Origin of the sequence: Streptococcus sp. oral taxon 431 (genome assembly GCF_001553685.1) — a bacterium.
Classification (GTDB): Bacteria; Bacillota; Bacilli; order Lactobacillales; family Streptococcaceae; genus Streptococcus.
The window spans coordinates 1,209,049-1,227,318 of record NZ_CP014264.1; the positions used below are offsets into that span (position 1 = coordinate 1,209,049).

The 18,270-nt window shown below is 38.1% G+C and carries 22 protein-coding genes; 1 reads left to right on the forward strand and 21 read right to left on the reverse strand.

The window, feature by feature from the left end; genetic code table 11:
• Window positions 1-8: 8 nt before the first annotated feature.
• From aguA to AXE83_RS05720, 13 genes are all read right to left on the reverse strand, one after another.
• Window positions 9-1,094 carry an agmatine deiminase gene (gene aguA, locus AXE83_RS05660; protein WP_060955732.1) on the reverse strand — a complete coding sequence of 362 codons (1,086 nt, stop codon included), beginning with the start codon at window positions 1,092-1,094 and terminating at the stop codon, window positions 9-11.
• Window positions 1,091-2,218 (reverse strand): carboxynorspermidine decarboxylase, encoded by a 1,128-nt coding sequence (gene nspC, locus AXE83_RS05665; protein WP_060955733.1) that lies wholly within the window; start codon window positions 2,216-2,218, stop codon window positions 1,091-1,093. Before nspC ends, aguA begins: the two co-directional genes overlap by 4 nt.
• Window positions 2,218-3,477 (reverse strand): saccharopine dehydrogenase family protein, encoded by a 1,260-nt coding sequence (locus AXE83_RS05670; protein ID WP_060955734.1) that lies wholly within the window; start codon window positions 3,475-3,477, stop codon window positions 2,218-2,220. The genes nspC and AXE83_RS05670 overlap by 1 nt, the downstream gene beginning before the upstream one ends.
• Window positions 3,474-4,334 carry a polyamine aminopropyltransferase gene (gene speE, locus AXE83_RS05675; RefSeq protein WP_049504668.1) on the reverse strand — a complete coding sequence of 287 codons (861 nt, stop codon included), beginning with the start codon at window positions 4,332-4,334 and terminating at the stop codon, window positions 3,474-3,476. Before speE ends, AXE83_RS05670 begins: the two co-directional genes overlap by 4 nt.
• Window positions 4,335-5,789 (reverse strand): aminotransferase class I/II-fold pyridoxal phosphate-dependent enzyme, encoded by a 1,455-nt coding sequence (locus tag AXE83_RS05680; protein WP_060955735.1) that lies wholly within the window; start codon window positions 5,787-5,789, stop codon window positions 4,335-4,337.
• A 597-nt stretch (window positions 5,790-6,386) separates the two neighbouring features.
• Window positions 6,387-7,403: a hypothetical protein gene (locus AXE83_RS05685; RefSeq protein WP_060955736.1), complete on the reverse strand. Its 1,017-nt coding sequence runs from the start codon at window positions 7,401-7,403 to the stop codon at window positions 6,387-6,389.
• Entirely contained in the window at window positions 7,396-7,863 is a 468-nt protein-coding gene (locus AXE83_RS05690; protein ID WP_060955737.1) for a hypothetical protein, read from the reverse strand. The genes AXE83_RS05685 and AXE83_RS05690 overlap by 8 nt, the downstream gene beginning before the upstream one ends.
• Before the next feature lie 43 nt (window positions 7,864-7,906).
• Window positions 7,907-8,701, reverse strand: coding sequence for a DUF4261 domain-containing protein (locus AXE83_RS05695; RefSeq protein ID WP_083279621.1), 795 nt, complete (start codon window positions 8,699-8,701; stop codon window positions 7,907-7,909).
• A gap of 48 nt (window positions 8,702-8,749) precedes the next feature.
• Window positions 8,750-9,247, reverse strand: coding sequence for a hypothetical protein (locus AXE83_RS05700; protein WP_060955738.1), 498 nt, complete (start codon window positions 9,245-9,247; stop codon window positions 8,750-8,752).
• 10 nt (window positions 9,248-9,257) lie between these two features.
• Window positions 9,258-9,812 carry a hypothetical protein gene (locus tag AXE83_RS05705; protein WP_060955739.1) on the reverse strand — a complete coding sequence of 185 codons (555 nt, stop codon included), beginning with the start codon at window positions 9,810-9,812 and terminating at the stop codon, window positions 9,258-9,260.
• Window positions 9,813-9,829: 17 nt separating this feature from the next.
• Window positions 9,830-10,312 (reverse strand): hypothetical protein, encoded by a 483-nt coding sequence (locus tag AXE83_RS05710; RefSeq protein ID WP_190279303.1) that lies wholly within the window; start codon window positions 10,310-10,312, stop codon window positions 9,830-9,832.
• Window positions 10,313-10,330: 18 nt separating this feature from the next.
• Window positions 10,331-11,182, reverse strand: coding sequence for a CbrC family protein (locus AXE83_RS05715; RefSeq protein ID WP_060955741.1), 852 nt, complete (start codon window positions 11,180-11,182; stop codon window positions 10,331-10,333).
• Between the two features lie 33 nt (window positions 11,183-11,215).
• Window positions 11,216-11,722: a YfbM family protein gene (locus AXE83_RS05720; RefSeq protein ID WP_060955742.1), complete on the reverse strand. Its 507-nt coding sequence runs from the start codon at window positions 11,720-11,722 to the stop codon at window positions 11,216-11,218.
• A gap of 120 nt (window positions 11,723-11,842) precedes the next feature.
• On the opposite strand from AXE83_RS05720, the gene AXE83_RS05725 reads away from it, so the two are divergent.
• A complete protein-coding gene (locus AXE83_RS05725) occupies window positions 11,843-12,862 on the forward strand; it encodes a hypothetical protein (protein ID WP_060955743.1) in 1,020 nt (339 codons plus the stop codon).
• Window positions 12,863-12,892: 30 nt separating this feature from the next.
• On the opposite strand, the gene AXE83_RS05730 is transcribed toward AXE83_RS05725, so the two are convergent.
• The 8 genes from AXE83_RS05730 to AXE83_RS05765 all read right to left on the reverse strand — a co-directional run bounded on the left by AXE83_RS05730 (window position 12,893) and on the right by AXE83_RS05765 (window position 18,211).
• A complete protein-coding gene (locus AXE83_RS05730; protein WP_060955744.1) occupies window positions 12,893-13,699 on the reverse strand; it encodes a hypothetical protein in 807 nt (268 codons plus the stop codon).
• Window positions 13,700-13,747: 48 nt separating this feature from the next.
• Window positions 13,748-14,059 carry a hypothetical protein gene (locus AXE83_RS05735; protein WP_060955745.1) on the reverse strand — a complete coding sequence of 104 codons (312 nt, stop codon included), beginning with the start codon at window positions 14,057-14,059 and terminating at the stop codon, window positions 13,748-13,750.
• A gap of 38 nt (window positions 14,060-14,097) precedes the next feature.
• Window positions 14,098-14,418 carry a hypothetical protein gene (locus tag AXE83_RS05740; protein ID WP_060955746.1) on the reverse strand — a complete coding sequence of 107 codons (321 nt, stop codon included), beginning with the start codon at window positions 14,416-14,418 and terminating at the stop codon, window positions 14,098-14,100.
• Between the two features lie 22 nt (window positions 14,419-14,440).
• Complete coding sequence (locus AXE83_RS05745) at window positions 14,441-14,623, reverse strand: hypothetical protein (protein ID WP_060955747.1); 183 nt, start codon at window positions 14,621-14,623, stop codon at window positions 14,441-14,443.
• 13 nt (window positions 14,624-14,636) lie between these two features.
• The gene (locus AXE83_RS05750) at window positions 14,637-15,515 is read right to left on the reverse strand and encodes a DUF4300 family protein (protein WP_060955748.1); all 879 of its coding nucleotides are present in this window, start codon (window positions 15,513-15,515) and stop codon (window positions 14,637-14,639) included.
• 45 nt (window positions 15,516-15,560) lie between these two features.
• Complete coding sequence (locus AXE83_RS05755) at window positions 15,561-16,442, reverse strand: diacylglycerol/lipid kinase family protein (protein ID WP_060955749.1); 882 nt, start codon at window positions 16,440-16,442, stop codon at window positions 15,561-15,563.
• A 277-nt stretch (window positions 16,443-16,719) separates the two neighbouring features.
• On the reverse strand, window positions 16,720-17,439 hold the full coding sequence (locus AXE83_RS05760) for a class I SAM-dependent methyltransferase (RefSeq protein ID WP_060955750.1): 720 nt from the start codon (window positions 17,437-17,439) through the stop codon (window positions 16,720-16,722).
• Window positions 17,420-18,211 carry an alpha/beta hydrolase gene (locus tag AXE83_RS05765; protein ID WP_060955751.1) on the reverse strand — a complete coding sequence of 264 codons (792 nt, stop codon included), beginning with the start codon at window positions 18,209-18,211 and terminating at the stop codon, window positions 17,420-17,422. Before AXE83_RS05765 ends, AXE83_RS05760 begins: the two co-directional genes overlap by 20 nt.
• Window positions 18,212-18,270 lie beyond the last annotated feature (59 nt).

Here is an 18,270-nt window from a genome sequence, read left to right on the forward strand (position 1 = left end):
TTTTTCTCCTATTCTGGAATTTGTTGGGTAATACAGTGGATATTTCCACCACCTAAAAGAATATCTCTTGCAGGAATTCCGACAACTTCACGGTCTGGGAAACACTGGCTCAGAATATTCAAGGCAACTTGATCGTTTACATCTTGAAATTGCGGCACTAATACAGACTTATTAGCAATGTAAAAATTTACATAGGAAGCTGCTAAACGTTCACCGGCATAGCGCTCCTCTTCGCCCTCTTCATAAGTATAGCCTGGTAAATCCTCTTCGGTAACTACTTGATGAATAGCTGGGATTGGAAGTTTATGAATAGTGAAACTCCGGCCTTTTGCATCAGTTTCCTTCTCTAAGAGAGCTAAATCAGCTGCAGACATGGCATACTGAGGATCGTCTTGGTCGTCCGTCCAAGCTAAAACAACTTCTGCAGGGCCTACAAAGGTAGCAACATTATCGACGTGTTCATTTGTCTCATCTTGATAAATACCGTAAGGCAACCAAATGACTTTTTCGGCACCAAGGCTCTCTAGTAAGGTCTTTTCAATCTCCTCTTTAGTCAGATGAGGATTACGACCCGGACTGAGCAAACAGCTTTCTGTGACAAGAATCGTTCCTTGACCGTCACTGTGTATAGCTCCACCTTCCAGTACAAAAGGTTTGGCATCATAAACAGGTATCTCTAAAACTTCTGCAAAGCGGCTGGCTACTTGGTCATCTGCTTCATAGTCTTGGTAGAGACCGTCAACAGCACCACCCCAGGCATTGAAAGACCAATCTACCGCTAACTTTTCCCTTTTATCATTAAGAAGAATGGTCGGACCTGTATCACGAGCCCAGGCATCATTTGTCGAAATATCTAAATAAACAACCTTGTCTCCTAGATAGGATTGCGCTTCAGATAGATAGTCCTCCTCAACCAAAAGGTAGACTGTTTCCCCTTGAGCAATCGTTTTGATAATCTGGCTAAAAGCTTTTTTTGCAGCCTTTCCTTGAAAAGGCCAAGACCCTGGTCGAGTAGGCCATATCATGAGAGTCCCATGATGGGGTTCATACTCTGCAGGCATACGATAACCTAATTTCTTTGGACTGTCCATCATGATAATCTCTCCTTAAAGTCTTGGTAGCCAAATGCTTTAACTAGACTGCACTCACCCTCTTTATCCATGAGATACAAACTTGGAAGTCCAATCCCGTTAAAGGTATTATTTTTGACAAAGGAGTAGATTGCCATGTCTTCAAAATAGAGGCGATCACCGATTTCAATCGGTTTTTCAAAGCTATAATCCCCAATGACATCCCCTGTTAGGCAAGTATTTGAAGAGAGTCTATAAGTATAAGGTTTTTCTTGCGCTTCAAATCCATCTCTCAATGGGGGGCGATAAGGCATCTCAAGGACATCTGGCATATGACAACTTGCTGAAGCATCTAGCACCAAGGTCTCAATCCCGTTTTCAACAATATCCAAGACTTCTGTAGCTAGATAGCCCGCATTAAGGGCAATAGCTTCTCCAGGTTCAATGTAGACGTCAAGGTTATAGATTTCTCGTATTCTTTTAATCTCAGAAATCAGCAAGTCCACATCATAGTCATCTCTCGTAATATGATGACCACCACCCATATTGAGCCATTTAACTTGATGCAAATAGGCTCCAAACTGCTCTTCTACTGCTTTCAAAGTCGTTTGTAAATCATCTGCCCCCTGCTCACAAAGAGTATGAAAATGAAGCCCGTCAACCAAGTCCAGCAAATCACTAGGTATCTTGTCTGAAGTCACTCCAAAACGAGAGCCAGGAGCACAAGGATCATAAAGCGCGTGGTCACCCTGCGTTGAACATTGAGGATTGATGCGCAGACCCACACTAATACCAACTTCACGACAACGTTGACCATATTTTCGAAGTTGTCTCTCTGAGTTAAAAACAATATGATCTGATATTTGTAGTAGCTCTTCCATATCTGATTCCTTGAAAGCTGGCGCAAAAACATGGACTTCCCCAGGGAACTCTTCTCTAGCTAACTTAGCCTCATAGAGTCCACTAGCCGTCGTACCTGACAGATACTGACTAATCAAAGGATAGGTTTTATAGAGGGAATAAGCCTTTTGAGCCAGTAGAACCTTACAGCCGGTTTTTTCTTGAACCTCTTGCAGAATGCTACAATTTTCTTCTAGTTTTGCTAAATCAATGACGTAAGCTGGTGTTGGTACTTGTTCTAACTTCATTAGTCCACCATTTGTGGGTTTTCTACCACAACCCATGGCAAACCGTATTTATTTAAAGCTTCCATGAATGGGTCTGGATCCAACTCTTCAAGGTTATAAACTCCTGGTTGTTTCCATGTACCATCCATCACTAATTTTGTCCCAATCATGGCTGGAACACCTGTTGTATAAGAAATGGCTTGTGAACCAACCTCTGCATAGCACTCCTGATGGTCGCAAACATTGTAGATGTAGATGGTCTTTTCAACGCCATCTTTGATACCTGTAAAGATACATCCAATATTAGTTTTACCAACAGTACGTGGTCCAAGGCTGGCAGGATCTGGAAGCAAGGCTTTCAAGAATTGGATTGGTACGATTTCTTGGCCGTTGAAGTTAATAGCATCTGTACGAAGGAGCCCAACGTTTTCCAAGCATTTCATATGCGTTAGATAAGATTGGCCAAAAGTCATAAAGAAGCGAATGCGTTTAACTCCTGGAATATTCTTTGCTAATGATTCGATTTCTTCATGGTGGAGGAGATACATGTCTTTTTGACCAACTTGAGGGAAATCATACTCACGTTTGATAGACATGGCTTCGACTTCTACCCATTTTCCATCTTCCCAGTAAGAACCTGGTGCAGAAACCTCACGTAGATTGATTTCTGGGTTAAAGTTTGTCGCAAATGGATAACCGTGGTCACCACCATTACAGTCTAAAATATCGATATAGTGGATTTCGTCAAAGTAATGTTTGAGTGCATAAGCTGAAAAGACGCTGGTTACACCTGGGTCAAAACCAGATCCAAGTAGAGCAGTCAAGCCTGCTTCTTTGAATTTATCTTGGTAAGCCCATTGCCATGAGTAGTCAAAGTAGGCTGTAAAACCAAGTTCCTTACAACGTTTCTCATAAATAGCACGCCATTCAGGGTCTTCTGTGTCCTCAGCCTCATAGTTGGCAGTATCGATATAGTGGACACCTGTTGCCAAACAAGCATCCATGATGGTCAAGTCTTGATAAGGCAAAGCTACGTTCAAAACAGCTTCTGGTTTGTAGCTTTCAATCAAGGCAATCACTTCTTCTACCTTGTCAGCGTCAAGAGCAGCTGTCTCAATCTTAGTATTTGTTTTACCTTCTAATTTAGCCTTCAAGTCATCACATTTTGACTTGGTACGGCTAGCAATCATAATCTCTTTAAAAGTTTCGCTATCTTGGCAAATCTTTGAAATAGCAACTTGGGCAACGCCCCCACATCCAATAACTAATAAACGACTCATTTTTTTCCTTCCTCTTCTTCTAAAATGTCTTCTACATACTTAGGCAACATAAAGGCACCAATATGCAAGTTTGCAGTGTAGTATTCCGTAAATAACTGGCGTTTTTTCCAGCCTTCCTTGTCAAAATCTTTGACAGGGTGATATTTTTTCGATGCAAATCCAAACAACCAATAGCCAGCAGGACTAGTTGGGATATGGGCCTGGTAAACCCGGCTGATTGGAAAGGCTTGATTGACCTTGCGGTGCATACTACGGCAAGCCGACTCATCTTCGTCAAAGAAGGGACTACCATGCTGATAGATCATGATTCCGTCTTCTTTCAAGGCTCTATAGCTATTGCCGTAAAATTCCTTGGTAAAGAGCCCTTCTGTATGTCCAAATGGATCTGTCGCATCGTTGATGATGATGTCGTAATCATCTTCACAGTTTCTCAAAAATCTCAGTCCATTTTGGTAGTAAATGGTGACGCGAGGGTCATCAAGTCCTGCTGCAAAGTCTGGAAAATACTCTCGACAAACCTCAACCAGCATCTCATCAGGTTCTACAATATCGATTTGTTCCAATTCAGGATAGAGAGTTAATACTTGGGCAACACCACCGTCACCACCCCCAATAACCAAGACTTTCTTTGGATTGGGATGGACAGCCATAGGAACGTGAACTGTCATTTCGTTGTAGACAAAGTCATCTGCATCTGAGAATAAGACATGCCCATTTAAAATCAATATTTTCCCAAAAGCTGGTGTATCTAATACTTCAATATCCTGCCATTCACTTTTGCCAGCGTAAAGTTGTTTAGCAGTTCTAAGCGACAATTTCACATCTGGAGTATGAACTTCAGAAAACCATAAATCCATCTAGTTCTCCTTTCTTTCAATAACATTGATGTGATTGACCTCTGGATCTTCCGTTCCTTGGAGGGAACAACCACGTTCCTTTGCAAATTTGATATAATCGACAATTTCTCGTGTAATCCGTTCACCTGGCGCTAGGATTGGAATTCCTGGAGGATAGCACATGACAAATTCCCCGCAGACTTGCCCAACTGATTCGTCCAAGGTTAAGCTTCTTCTCTCTGCATAGAATGCTTCCTGAGGAGATAGCACTAATTCAGGTTGGATGTATTCTCCAGCAATCAAGTCCTTCCCATCTCGTGAGTAGAGTCTCTTGATATCTGCCAAAGCACCTACCAAGCGCTCAATGTCTTGAATGCGGTCACCAATTGAAATGTAGGCCAAGATATTCCCGATATCACCAAACTCAATCTGAATGTCATATTCATCTCGTAAGAGATCATAAACTTCAATCCCTGTTAGACCAATACCCTGAGTGTAAACTGACAACTTGGTTACATCAAAATCACAAACCGATACACCATCTACTAGCTCTTTTGAGTAAGCATAGTAGCCACCGATGGCATTGATTTCACGACGAGCATACTCAGATAACTCAATAACTTTCTCAAAGGACTCCTTACCACGAAGGGCTAAGTTTCTACGAGAAACATCTAGACTAGACATTAGCAAGTAGGATGCTGATGTTGACTGTGTCAGATTAATAATCTGTCGTACATACTCAGGATTCATCTGATTGCCAACTAAAAGAAGGGAACTTTGAGTCAAGCTGCCACCGGACTTATGCATGGATACAGCTGACATATCCGCTCCTGCGTCCATAGCAGACAGAGGAAGTTTATCTGTAAAGTGCAGATGAGCACCGTGGGCTTCATCTACTAAGACTTTCATTCCTGCAACGTGAGCCATCTCTGTTAACCCCTTAAGATCTGAACAAATCCCATAGTAGGTTGGATTGTTTATTAGGATAGCCTTGGCATCCGGATGGTCCTTAATAGCTTGAGCCACACGATCATTTTCTAGCCCCAAAGCAATACCGATTTTAGGATCCACACTCATCTCGATATAGATGGGTATAGCACCACACAAAACAAGGGCGTTGATAGCTGATTTATGTACGTTGCGCGGAAGAATAATCTTATCTCCAGCTTTACAAGTGGAGAGAATCATGGTTTGAACAGATGAAGTTGTCCCGCCAATCATTAAAAAGGCATGAGCAGCACCAAATGCTTCTGCTGCTAGTTCTTCTGCATCTCTGATAATCGAAATGGGATGTCCTAGATTATCCAAAGGTTTCATAGAATTGACATCAATACCAACGCATTTTTCACCTAAAAGTTCGACCAACTCTGGGTTCCCACGGCCACGCTTATGACCTGGCACATCAAAAGGTACAATCCTTTTCTTTCGTAACTTAACTAACCCCTCATAAATGGGAGCTTGGTTCTGATTTAACATTATAAAGACATACTCCTTTACTGTATTTTTCACACCTTAATTAAACTTAGGCGCCAAGGATACTTATGAAAAAAGAGCAGGTTGGCACCTGCTCTACAATCTACTGACGTGTTTATGTTTGTTTCTTTTGAGTATGTCTGTTCCTGATGTTTCCTAACTCTCTAGTAGCAAATATTACGTACTTTATTGATCGTTTCACAAGATGACGTGTGCTTTCACCACACTAACAAATGTATACGAATTAGAACTAATGTTCTAACATCAACTTATAAAAGTAGGCTTTTAACCCTATCAATAATGTGGCTTTTCAACCACGCTTCGGCATTCAACCCTGCCTGTCCGTAGGCATTTTTTACTCGGGTTTATATTTGCTAGAAAACATCATCTCATTTTCTAAGCTTCATTACTATATCATGTTTTCAGAGACTTGTAAAGTATTTTTAGAACTTTTTTAAAATAATTTAATATTTAGTTCGTGTAATTTATTCAACCCAGAAATAGAAATCGTTTTAAATTAAAATCAAAAACAAAAAAAGGAACTAAATAAATTAATTCCTTTAGATAGTCATAAACAAAGCTAACTATTCAAAATCGTATTTACTCATCACGCGCTACTTTGGCAGCTAGTTCAAAATCAGTCATCAAATAATTTTCATCTAGACGGATAAGACTATAATATTCATTCCAAAATAGAGAGTCACTGTTACTTGACCACTGTAATCCATACCACAATTGAGTGACATCACTTGTATGTGATGGGGGGATTGACCATAGATGCTTTTTAAAAGTTTCTTGAACAAGTGGAACATCCAGTCGACTAGTCAAGTCGAGTTCATCCAATTTCAAAATTATAGAATGTTCTTTAGCTGCTTCAATGCTATCCTTGTTAAATCGAACCTGAATAACCTTAGAATCTTCTAGAACCACGTCCTTATCTTCTGCCCCGTAAAAGGAAATACTCCCAAGAACTATGCCATCTTTTGCAAAGAGATAGGGAGCGTATGGGACAGCATTACTATCAAGCCTGAAGCCTTTTTCAATGGTGACTGTTTTATTACCTGCATACTTTTGGAAACTTCCATCTGTCAGGAGGTATTCGTAGTCGCTAGCACCATCTCCCTGTCTTACATAGATATCAAATCCAGCTTCCATCAGATCACTTACTTTGGTTTCTGCTAAAATGATTTTACTTTCATTAATTTGCAAAATTGGTGCTTGAGGTGGCAAACCAATCGTGAGATGAAACATGACTCCTACTAGAAAGACCATCAAGGTTATAAGGAGGGCAAGTAAAGACTTTCCAGTCCTTTTTCTTGCATTGAAAAGGGCCATTAGAGCAGGTAGGAGGATCATTTTGGCTAAAATAGAATTCCCCACACCACCTCTATTTAAGGTCTGAAAGGCAAACATCCCTGCAATTGCAATCAGTGTCAGGTAGACCAAAATCTCACCTAGACCCAGTTTTTCTGTTCGAGTTTGTTGATTTACAGGAGTTTCGTACAATGACTGTCCATTCTCTTTCCTCTTTTTTAGAAAGAGATAAAAGCCCAGACCGAGTAGCAGATTAAAAATTGCAAAAGCAATTAAAGTACCTATAATCACCGTTCTACCCATGGCTCTCTACTCCTTTATCTTCTCTCTCAATTCTTATCTTTCTCTTTAATGTCCAATTCCCAACTAATAAAACCACTAAGAAGAAGGGGCCGCCTTCTATCAGTACAATCGGTAAAGCCACTAGAGCAATCATCAAAAAACTAGCTTTCTTTTGACGCCAACTACCGCCCCATTCTCCGTTTATCAGTTCACCTAAATAATCGATGTAGTCAGTATACATCATAAACAAAGGATTTTGGAAATCACTGGTCTTAAGGTAAATGAACATAGCAGAATTTAGCAAAACATAAAGAATTCCAAGGATTAGAATAATCTTTTGACTAGTTCGAGTAGCCTCTAGAACGATTTTTTCTCTCTTCTCTGGTTTTATTTCCTTGAGACTTGGATTCTTACAAGAGAGTTTTTCAAATCTATAGACCAGAAAACGGTAGAGATAATACTTTTTTATATCACGCTTCATAACCCCCCCAATCTAGGAAGGACACTCAATTATAAATCATGGTTTAAACATCTAATTTCAAGGAATTTCCTTCCAAATAGACGGCTTTTGACTCAGTGATTTTGATTTTTTGATCTTCTGAAAAGCCAATGGTTTCACCGTCCTTTAAGGTGACATCACTGCCTAAAACATACTGAAGAATAGACAAGAGGAAATAATATAAGTCATCGCTATTCATAGGAGACTCGATAATTTCAATCTCAGTTCTTCCAAACTCTTTCAAACCATAAGTGTAAATACTAGTTTTATCTCCCTGGTTGATAATTCCCATGTAAATCCAGAGTTGAAGGGGAAGCATTTCTTCTTTCAAAAGGTCAGCCAGGTCTAGATAAAGATCTTTGGGCAAGAGCAAGGTGGTAGAACCCTGATAAATACCAATAGCTAATTGACTAGTTTTTAGGATAGAGGCATTGACTTTAGTTAACAGGGAATAAGTTTCTACTGGCGAAAGATTGTCAGACAAAATAGAAACAATAGCATGCTGTGTGTGCTCCTGTGTTTCCTTCTCAACATCCTGCCAGAGGTAAGAATAGGCATACAATTTTTCAAATTCTTGACTTGGGATGGGAAGATCCATCAAAGCCAGCGCAACGAGAGCACCATCAATCACAAAGGTTGCACTAGAATCATCCCCAGAAACTTCAGAAATTTCAAGTCCCCAGTGAGATTTCAATTCCTGAATGACCTGGTCGAAAGAATAGGCTTGATTGCCTTTGAAAAGAGGCATGGACAAGATCAGTTGTTTTTTCTTCTCTGACTTTTCTTTCTTACTAGTAAATAGATTTTTTAAAAAATTCACAGGACTTCTCCTTTTTCTCATATCAGTTGGAAAGCAAAGCTCTCTTACTCAAAGTAAGTCGCCATACCAAGTTTCCTCATCCTCAAAACCGTAAAATTTCTCATCAAGTAGCCAATTTCCATCCACCAATCTAAGTACAAACTGATGCTTCATTTCTAAAGCTTCTTGATAATGGGTGATGACTCTTGCTTCTTCAGCTTTTGTCATGATAAAATCTACAGAAAAATCATTCTTTTGAACATAGTTATACTCACTTGGAGAGCTATAAGAAATTCGAACTCCTCCTTCCAAGTAATTTTGAGTCACTCGTCCAGTTAGAAGTTGCATTTGCCTCTGAAAATAGTCATCCATAAGTTCATTCCACTTGGGATGAATTTGATTTGCTGGGATGCCAAGGCGTTCTTTTTCCTTATCCAGTGCTCTGTTACGCTCAAAAATTTCCTCTTCTAACAAGGTTAAACTTTTGAGTAAATCAAGCAAGGGTGGGATGATTATTTCCGCCATAGCTCGATAGTTTTCAGGGGTATTTTTATAGTTCACTCTCATGATAACTCTCTTAACTCTCCTGGATTAATTGCTTTACTTCTATGTCTGAAAGTTGTCCATCCATGTAGAGTTTCCTAAGTAAATCTTTATCTACAGTAATTTCATAATAGTCAGTCACAAACTCATGAAATCTCTCAAAGCTATCAAAAAGGTAAGAAAGCAACCATTCTCCACCATCCTGGCCTTGGTAAGTCTGTTGATGCGCGTGACCATCATACCAGATAAAGAAGGTTGTTTCATCTTTTTGTTCTTCTGAATAAAGTGAGACATACTTTTCATCTAGTCCTTTATAAAAACCATCAATGACATCTTGATTCCACTCGTCAGCAGCAAACTGGCTTAAACTACTTTCATGATCAAAGCCTTTTATAAGGATCATTTTATCAGTCAAAATCACATCTAAAGAATCACCAGAGCCATTGTCAATAAGGTAGCGGAGTCCATAGTCTTCCTCAGTCTTAATCACGAGTCTGAGCCAATCCTCACTCGGATCTGTCAGATATTCGTCAATGACTAGCAAGGCATCTAAGCGAGTTTTTATCTTGTCCCAATTAATCTTTCTCATCTCTAAAAACCTCCATCTTATTCTTGCAATTTATCAAGATCACAAGCCCTATAACGAGCTGTTAGATAGCCTGAAAAGCTAATCTGAGGGATATTCCACTCATTAGGCAAATAAATCGAACAATCTACCTGATCACCTAGAGGGGAACTTGCTGAGAAGACATATCTTCCCAAATCCTCATTATTAGGATTTCTTTCAACTTGACCCAATCTGCTAGTATTGAACCAGTTTTTAAACAGTAACCAGATTTGCTCGGCATCTTCGTTTAATAGGGAGACTTTCAAGTTGTAGCTGATTCCGACCCTACATCTTTTTTTGAATCCTGACTCATCAGCCTTACAAACTTTTATCGATCCCTTATCATACTGCCAGTTATCACTATCTAATAGGGCAAATTGAACAGATAGATTGTCTTTAAATCCCTGCATAGTATCTAATAAATCTTTGGAGGCAGCTTCGAATAATTCTAGTTCTTCCATAGTCTTCTCTTTAATTTTCATAGCTAATCACATTTCGATTTAATCTGCATCAACCCAGATCTGGTATTTTTGACAATGTAGACATCTAAACAAATAACCACAGATAGGCCCGTCTTTGATCAAGTAGTCTTCTACCTCTTGATATTCTTCACGCGCTTCATAGTCTGCCAAGACTTGCTCAGCGATTCCCATATCCTTCAATTCTCGAGTTCCAACTGTACCCAAGTAAGCACAATAATCTTGGCAACAAGAAAGCCAATATTCTCCCTGCCAACTAGAGTAGCCTGGGGTCTGACAAAAAAGCAGCTGATTCTTTTCTGGATCCAATTCACCCTGCCACTCGGCATCTTGGATAAATTCCGCATCGAATTTCTTAGCTGCTTGACCGTTTGCAATGCACATTGGGCAAAGGTATTCTATATTCTCGATACTATAAGGTATCAAGGCATAATAAACATTGCTTTCTTTCCCACAAGATGGACAAAGCTTGGCTTCTCCTTCAACAAATGAACCTGTAGCTAAGGGATCTGGATGATAGATAAAATGTGGCAAAGACTGTAATAGCTTCTGTCTTTGCTTCTTCTCTTCTTTTCTTAGAGGACGAGGAAGGGCAAAACGATCGCCATGACTCTGACTCATTTCTTGTAAACGGCTCAGTTTCTTTATCTGTTTTCGATCAGATTTGTCTAAAATTTCGGTAAATAAGCTATAGGCACTAGTGTAGAGACCCAATTGTTCATAGAAGTCAACTAAGACTTTTTTAGCATCTAAATCCTCAGACTTAGCTAATTCATCAGCCAAATCATAGAGTGCCGTAACACTGGAAGAATTTCCATCTTTAGCATGGTATTCCCTTGTCCGGGTGATATATTCTTGTAAATATGGATTCATCTGACTACCTTTTCTTACATGGATAAATTCTGATTAACAGATAGTAACTAAAACATTTCCTTCTAGACTTAAGATTTGCTTGTAAAATCTTTTCATATTTACAAAACTGATTCGAATTTCATCCTTGATTTCTTCCTCTTCCTCTAGATAATCCCAAATATTAGGATAGAGATCAGCTTTTTTACAAGCTTCCATACTAAAGTTAGCCATAGCTCTGTCCATGTCAAAACTTTCTAAAGCTTCTACAATCTCGGCTATCTTGGTTTTTTCAGTATAGGCAATATATTCAGATACATCCTCTAGAGGAGTCACTCCTAAAACAGCTTCTCTCAAGGGATTGTCATCCAAAAATTCTGAACTACTAAATCCTGTCAAGACAAAGACCAAGGCATCCCACATTTTGTCGATATCTATTAAGATATCATGAGTATCAGCTGAGTCCTCAGCAAAGTCTAACAAGTCATCTTCTTGGTTAGAAAGAGCTTTTATTTGTTCTAATTCATCGTCTGGTAAATATTGATAATTGGCAATCATTCCCATGATTTTTCTCCTTTGAATTTTATAGGATAATACTGATGTTTTTAGCTCTATTTCTATAGAAAATGCTATAATGGAGCTAAGAAATTGTTTTATTGAATGTTAAAATAGGGGGAAATAGTAATGTTCACTAGTATTGTTTTGGGTTTTTATGCTCTTTTCTTTCTATCCTTGTCCTTTACTATCTATCTCTATATTAGACTTGTAGTTGTAGTCAGACAAGGGAAAGATGTCCCAAAATGGATCTATAAACTCGGCCATGCCATTCAAGGTAGAATTCACGTTGACTATGAAGAAATCACTGATGCTAATGCCCTTAAAGAGATTCATTGGTTCTTTCTAATCTATCTAATCGTAAATCTACTAGTATTGGCTGTCTTCTACTATCATGGTAATAGCTTTCCTCAAGCCATTTATGAATGTTTAAAAAAACAATTTTTTATCGTACTTGTTAGTATGGTTTTAAAAAGTATTGGCAAATTTGTTGTACTGGCTATAAGAAAAAACTTTCATAACAGTCATGTCTATGCATCAACCAACGCTTTTATCGGGGCAGCTTTTTTAACGAGTTATGTTTTTATGTTTTGCATGATGATGAGTGGTCTTCCGGCTCAACCTGTTCCGGTAGCCATTCAAGATACCACTATCATTATCGGGGAGACTAAGGCTTCCGAGCTTTTAGACCAAGGCTTTACCTTTGGAGATAAAGGCGCAGAGAGATCCATCACCAATCCCAAAAACGACCACTTCTACTACGGTCAGCTTCTCGAAGTCAAGCGGGATGATCAGTCCTATGGCTTTATGAGCCTTACTCCTACGGGAAGAGATACTGATCAGCTCAAAAACTGCGTCATCACCTATTACAGAACACCTAAGGATAGCAAGCAACTAGAAGAAATTTCCATCAATCATATCAAGCTAGCAAATCTCAAACTCCAAGATTTTCAAACACGAAAATTAATCGATATCTTTGAAGTCAATCCTGCTGATTATAATGTCTCTGATAAGGATACCAACTTTATCCTAACCATCCAAACAGCAGATTACGACCTCTGGAAAAGATACCGGATTGAAGCCAAGTTTAATACAGATGGTTCCCTAGATAGTTATGGTGTCAGAGCCCAACACATTCAATGGGAATGATTGACCATTTCCCCCTTTATCACATAGGCATTAAACTGGAAAAATATCGTCGACAAGCTTATAGGTTTCGATGAATCGAAGGCCAGAGGAACCTTTATCTCTAGTGATTTCTTCATAAATATCTTCTAAATTTTGGGCAGGTGCTAGCATCCAAAGACTAAATGGGCTGAGTTTCACCTGTCCAATTTTTTCAATATTTTCTAATAATTGCCCTAAATCTTTGTGATTGAACCAGCAATCTGTAACCAGAGCAAACTTTGTATTGTCCATCTTACAGGAGATATGACTGGTCAAAAAATCATCGATGGTGGGCTTTTTTGTCTGTAAGAGGCGCGTGCAAGCCAAATGGTACTCAAGCTTTCTAGGACTCTGCTCAACCATAGATACAAAGACAAGACCATACTCATCTTGGAACTTAACAGCAAGGATATCCCCTTCTTCAAAGTAAAGTTTGCGTTTAGCTTTTGCTTTAGGAACCTTTAGAGGTCTAGGATTTTCAGTTTGCAACTGAACTGCAAGTTTTTCCAAGACCTTTTGCCTTTGCTTCAAAGCCTTTGAGTCTATTTCCGACCAAAATGGATCGGGACCTTTTTTGATAAGCTCTATGGTTTTATCTCTGATATCGTCTGTCAGGTGACCAATCTTCCACAGTGAGTAGGCAAGAGCTGTCCAATAAATTTCTGTAAAAAAGTCTGTTTGACAGTAATCATTCTCCGCATCGAGAATATCCTTGATGATATTCGCTACATGTTCACCGTCTCTATAGCGACCAACTACCTCATTGTAAATGTCATACCCTTGATCACTGTCAATGATTTTAACGCCATCAATAGCCATTCTCAACTCCTAATGCTCAATCGACATCTTATTGATAAATCTCAAAGCTTATTTAATCTTATGCTTGTTCATTTTCTCTTGGAAAATATCTGTAAGAATTTGTCGCAATTCTTGAGCTTCCTTTTCAGGAAGTTGGCCTTCTTGTTCAGCTACAGCATACAACTCTGGATACTCGAGCGAGACTCTCTTAACAGTACGTGTAATGGCATGTTTTCTAACAAAAAATGGAATCCGTTTAATCATATCTTGAGGAATTAAGGCGATAATCTTATCAGCAGTTTCCTTATCGTTCAGCTTAGAGAAAGTTAGTCCCTTTTTAATCATCTCTTGTTCTTTTTCTGTAAAATCTTTAATATCCATTATGTCTCCTTATGACTATTTTATTTACTACTATTATACTATTTTTTTAATTGGTCGAATGAAAAATCTCTATAAATCCTCTCTTGCCCAAGAACGGAATCTGTTGTAACAGGTAGTTTTTTCAGCAACTCTTTGATATCAATATCTTTGGGAAGAGGATTCAATTCTCCCAGACTATTTTCCTGAAGATGTGCTGCAAAGATAAACTCTCCCTTTTCCCAATCCATAGCACAATCATTGATAAGATCTACTGGCGACAGGTCCAGCAGTTCTTGCTCTTGAGCTATAAAAGTCTCGTAGAGCAGCTCAAAAATAGCTTCTTTATCAATTTTTACAACTCTTAATGTATGTTTAGCCATGCTTGATTTCCCTTAATCATTTCTATTCATCATCTTCTGTCACTTCCCAAACCTCAGCTTGGTAGGGCTCTCCATCTTCATCGTATCGATTGATATAACCAATAAACCTTTCATTTTTTCTTGGTCTCTGTTGGTTTCCTTTGATAACCCAAACAGCCCATACCCCTATTAGGAATAAGACTATCAGTCCAAACAATGAATCCATAATGTCCACTCTCCTAAAATTGAACCCACTTATCATTATCCATAATAAAGGGCTTCACTAGACCTTCACCTGTATAGTTTTCGTATTTTGTATCTAGATATTTGTAGCAATCTTCCTTGGTTGCAAATTTGATAGCTTGATAAGGCTCCTCAAAAGTTAACTTTTCGACAAAGAGATAACCGTCCTCGCTTGGTACAAGTATGCCGACATGTCCGATAAAGAGGAATTGACCATCCAAGTCATCATGGACGACTACGGAGAGCATTCTTGCATTTTCATTAAACTTGAATTGAGAAAGGAACTGTTCCATCTTAGCAGCATGCACCTTAACATCTGTCGTTGCTTCGGTCTTGACTCTTGAGAATAAAATATCAAAAGCATCCTTGTCTTCTGCACCAAAGACTTTGCCCTTATCAATGGCATCATTATCGACAAACAAGAGGGAATCGTCTTTCTCTAACTTAGGGATTTCGATAGAATTTTTCAATAAACAATAACTGTTAATACGACAGTTAGTGCCGACAAAATCACCTTTCTTCGGTGCCCAAAGATTGCTTATCTTTTCAACATCATAGTCTGTTTTGGTAAATGTAGAAAAATCTCCAGTTAAGCCTACTGAACCAACAGTCGCGTTATAATCATTTACAAGGTTGAAAAATGCATCGACACTGTCTTTATCCAAATGTGCAGCCAAGGCTTTCCGAACTTCTTCTGCACTTGGTTGACTGTTCATATTGGTATAGCTAGCCTTCCAAGAAACCTGATTCGACTGTGATTGAGTCACTGAAGTTTCAGCAGTACTATCAGAAGTCTTTTGAGTTTGACTACAAGCTACTAAGGTCAAAAGAAGTGTTGAGCAAAGACCAATAGTCGCTAATCTTTTAAATTTCATAGGCTTTCCTTTGTTTAAAAAAATTGTTGTTAAAGGTAAATAAGATTATGCTTTCGGTTGAGAATAGACCTCGATATGCTTACCTAGCACCTTGACTTCTACTGGTAGGTCATCAGATTTGTCACCATCAACATCCGTTTCTAATTCGGAACCAGAAGAAATTTTTATATGACGAGCTTTTATGTACTCGATGTGATCATTTTCTACAACATCACCTTTTAATAAATCAGGGATAACTGACAATTTGGTAAGAATAGATGCATCTTTTAAAATCAAAATATTAGCATAACCATCCTTGTCTTCATCAAAGATTTTTTTGTCAGCGAAATAATTGGTAAGAAGAACTAAAACATGGCTGGCTGGGCCGATGTAATTTCCTTTTTCAGTCTCAACAGTAATATTAAATGCTTGATCTGTCACGACAGACTTCATGGTATTAATCGCATAGGCTAGCATACCAAACTTTGTTTTATCTTCAATTCCAACGTTATGAATGGCTTCTGGTAGTGAACCAATACTAAAGATATAACCAAAATAATTTCCATTTGATTTTCCGATATCAATCTTATTCGTAGAATTAAAATCGAGTTCGTCAATAGCCCCGTCAATATCTTGATTGATTTCTAACAACTTTGTAATGAGATTTCCAGTTCCTCCAGGTATAATTGCTAGTTTTGGAACATAGTCTCTTTCAGCGATACCTGAGATTACTTCATTGACAGTCCCATCTCCACCAAAAACAAGGACTGCATCATAATTCTCCCGAGAAGCTTCTGTGGCGAAGTTGGTGGCGTCTTGCGCTTTTTGTGTAATTCTGGTATCGACTTGCTCGAAGTATTTTTTTGCCTTACTTTCTAACTTTTCCTTATAATCTAAAGCCTTTTCTCCACCAGAGGTTGGATTGATAATCAACATTATTTTTTGCATTCATTTTCTCCTCAATATCTATTTGCATCTTTAGGCTATCAATATATCTTTTTTTGATACACTTTATTATATAATGATATTTCTAAAAACAAAAATTGAAAGTAGTAAACTAAAATAGATACAATCCTGAACTGTCTAAGAATTTTTCTTTCAAAATTCGAAAAATAAATTTGTGGAAAAAATTTTATCAAGTTACAAACTGAAGAAATCATCTCATTCACTCTTTCTTCATATACGACAGTTTTTATTTTACTTTAAAACAAAACCTATGCTTCTATTATTTTTTTAGCCACAAATGTTGTAAAAAACTAATATCTTTATAGGGTTTTAAATCACATACTGCAAGTTCAATCTTTGTCATTTCTTCTAACCAGTTTTCTTTGCTCTTAAATTCATTTGGTTGTAGACTGTAAAATGTTCGAATCCCCAAATAGTTTTCTAATTTAAGACCAGACAAAGCTAATAATTCCTCTATCGTATAAGTAGAACCACTTGCAAAAGATGGACTCTCAAAATTTTCACCATTGAGTAAGCTAAATGCTTGGTTGATGTCATTAGCAAAAACAACACTTTGTAGAACTTTTCCAACGTGATTATGCTTGATAATTGAAATCAAGCCATCATCTTTTAAAATTCTTTTGAACTCCAGAAGATAGTCTTTTCGGTCATTAGGATCTATATATTCTAAAACATTATGGCAAAGGACAAGATCAAAGGATTTATCCGTAAAACGAGCGAGTTGGTCAATACTTCCCCACAATTTTTCATAGGATGTGGAAGAGTTGGCATAGAGCATTTCCTCATTAGGTTCAACAGAAATAACTTGATTCTTGCGAGAAAGAAATTCACTGACCAAACCAAATCCAGATCCAAAATCTAGAATTTTCTTACCTTCCAGATGAGCAAGTTGGGCAAAGGTTATTTCATATTGTATCTTTCCCCAAGGTTGTTTTAACATATTTCTATAATGTTCAAGATCAGATTTTTTGCTTGTCATGTCTTACCTCATTAAAACTGATATTTTTCTTTAAAATCATTTCTTTTAATAATTTACAGTAAACTGCCGAATTTTCAGTGATCTTGCGACAGTGGTCATATCCTTGCCAAATGTGAAATGTAGCATGAGGATACTTTTTGGGGACAACTTTTTTTGCAACTATCAAGTCGAATTCTTTTGAACCATAAAAGAAAACACAACTCTTTTGTTCCTCTGGCGTAAGATTAGGTAAAGCTACAAATGCACAATCATGGGAAATATGTCTGATACTTTCTTCATCCATAGCAATGAAAGAATCCGCCATCATCTCTCCTTTTTCTCCATAAAGTGCAACCATCTTACGAACAGCAAGATCTCTATTTCGCAGAGCTTTTCTGTGCTTTATTAACAATAAATACCTAGTAAAGACATCAAACAAGGGCGCATTTGTCCATAAACTAACCCCTTCAAAAACAAGTTTCCCAAACCTGATATCCTTGTAATTCAATAATTGCAGTAACACAACTCCACCCAAGGATGCACCAAAAGCTAAACACAAGTCTTTTATATGATGATCCTTTAGATAATCATAGATCATTTGGCTTTCCTTAAGAGCCGATTCGTAGATTAGCGAAGCTGATTGCCCATGCGCCGACAAATCCGGAATGATATATCTAAACTCTTGCCCCATCTGGTCTGCAATCAGGGACTTCATCCCTTGAGCCGATGATAACATCGGGTGGATTAACAATATCGTATCTTTCTGATTAGAATTAAGATCAAGAATGTTCATTATCTATCACCAGATTTCTTTCCTTTTTAGCCCTTATCCTTAAAGAACTTATACCATCC